Annotated in this window: 3 protein-coding genes; all 3 read left to right on the top strand. The window is 39.0% G+C overall.

The window, feature by feature from the left end; all coding sequences use genetic code 11:
• Window positions 1–145 precede the first annotated feature (145 nt).
• Window positions 146–904, top strand: coding sequence for an antA/AntB antirepressor family protein (locus tag ACFIL3_RS09990; RefSeq protein ID WP_375613785.1), 759 nt, complete (start codon window positions 146–148; stop codon window positions 902–904).
• Between the two features lie 12 nt (window positions 905–916).
• Window positions 917–1,399, top strand: coding sequence for a hypothetical protein (locus ACFIL3_RS09985; protein WP_375682209.1), 483 nt, complete (start codon window positions 917–919; stop codon window positions 1,397–1,399).
• An 82-nt stretch (window positions 1,400–1,481) separates the two neighbouring features.
• Window positions 1,482–1,720 (top strand): recombinase RecT (locus tag ACFIL3_RS09980; RefSeq protein WP_375682208.1); only part of this gene is annotated, 239 nt, incomplete at its 3' end.

The following is a 1,720-nucleotide window of genomic DNA, read 5'->3' as shown; positions in this document are numbered from 1 at the left end:
CAGCGCGAATATGATGATGCAATGTATGGTTCTTACGAAAAACAACACCGTTTGCGTCCTTGTGATGTGCTTTAAAAATTCTTAAGGGCGCATTTAAAAGCGCCCCCCTCTTTCCTCTTATTAAATTATCGGATGGAGTAAACTTATGAATAATCCTATCACTATTACAAATAACACCATTAACGAAGAAAGCGTTCAGACAGTCAATGCTCGTGACTTGCACGCATTCTTAGAAGCAAAACGAGACTTTTCCAATTGGATTAAGGACCGTATTAGCAGATACAATTTTATAGAAGGACAAGACTTTGTAAAAACACAAGATTTGCGGTCACCAAATTTGGCGAGCGCAAAATCTAGATCTGTTATTGCAATTAATTATCATCTCACCTTGGAAATGGCAAAAGAACTTTCCATGGTAGAGCGTAATGAAAAAGGAAAACAAGCCCGTCAATATTTTATTGAATGCGAGCGGCGTGCAAAGCAAGTTGTTACACCACAAATCGATTACTCAAGTCCACAAGTAATGTTAGGTGTATTAACTCATCTAAAAAATGAAAATGAGCGTAAAGACATCATCATTGAAGATTTAAAACCAAAAGCAATGGCTCTGGAAAGCTTGCAACGCTCTGATGGGCTCTTCAGTCTTACTGAAGCCGCTAAAGTGCTCGAAATGCAACCAAAACAATTCATTCTCTTCCTACAGAAAAAAGGATGGGTGTATCGACGCACTTTCGGGGATCGCTTATTGCCTTATCAGGATAAAATCCAAAAAGGACTAATGGATTGTCCCACCATTACACTTCAAACCGCAAGTGGAATAGAAAAAGTCATTCCTTGCGCAAAAATCACAGCAAAAGGAATTGGTGTGTTGTCTCAAGAGATTAAAAAACAAAACATGCATTAAGGGAAATAAACCATGGAAAAAAAATACGAAATGACTGATGAAACAATTGAGTTTGGGCGCAGAACGCTCCGCCGCATTCGTGCACTGAGAGACTTTGGAAAGGTCAAGAAAGGTGATCTTGGTGGTTTTATAGAGCATGAAGGTAACCTCTCTCATGAGGGCGATTGTTGGGTTGGGGATAGGGCAAAGGTTTGCAGTAATGCTCAAATTTATGAGAATGCACAAGTATTTGGACGAGCACGTATCTCATGTAATGCACGTATTTATGGAAATGCTAATGTTTTTGGAAACGCTTGTGTTGAATCCAATGCACATATTTTCGATAATGCGCAAGTTTACGGAATAGCCGAAATTCACGGCAATGCCAAAATTTGTGAAAAAGCTCATATTGGTGGTGAAGCTGTTGTATGTGGTAACACATGTATTTCAGGCAACACACATATTAGTTATAGTAGAAAAGCCGAACATATCCCTAGGAAAAGACAGAGCGTATAAGCACTTTCTAACAACCAACCATTTTTAAACACCAGCGTGATTCACGCCACGGGGGAATTGCGCGCAAATCAAGGAAACCAACATGACAAATTCTCCTTTAACAACCATGGCAAGCAAATATGGGTTTTCTCATGATGAATTTCGTCAAACAATTATCAAAACATGTATTAATCATAACTTCTCTGATGAAGAATTTGCTGCTTTTATCTCGGTTGCCAATACTTATGGTCTTAATCCTTTAACTAAAGAAATCTATGCATTCCCTAAAAGAGGCGGCGGCATCATACCCGTTGTTTCTATCGACGGTTGGATAAAGATCAT

Source organism: Bartonella sp. CE47NXGY, assembly GCF_042195415.1.
In the GTDB taxonomy this organism is placed as follows: Bacteria; Pseudomonadota; Alphaproteobacteria; order Rhizobiales; family Rhizobiaceae; genus Bartonella.
This window is presented reverse-complemented; position numbering and strand designations above follow the sequence as displayed.

Bases quoted from the DNA above. Each gene is read 5' to 3' on its own strand.
- ACFIL3_RS09985 (WP_375682209.1), top strand. From the start codon at position 917: ATGGAAAAAAAATACGAAATGACTGATGAAACAATTGAGTTTGGGCGC.
- ACFIL3_RS09990 (WP_375613785.1), top strand. From the start codon at position 146: ATGAATAATCCTATCACTATTACAAATAACACCATTAACGAAGAAAGC.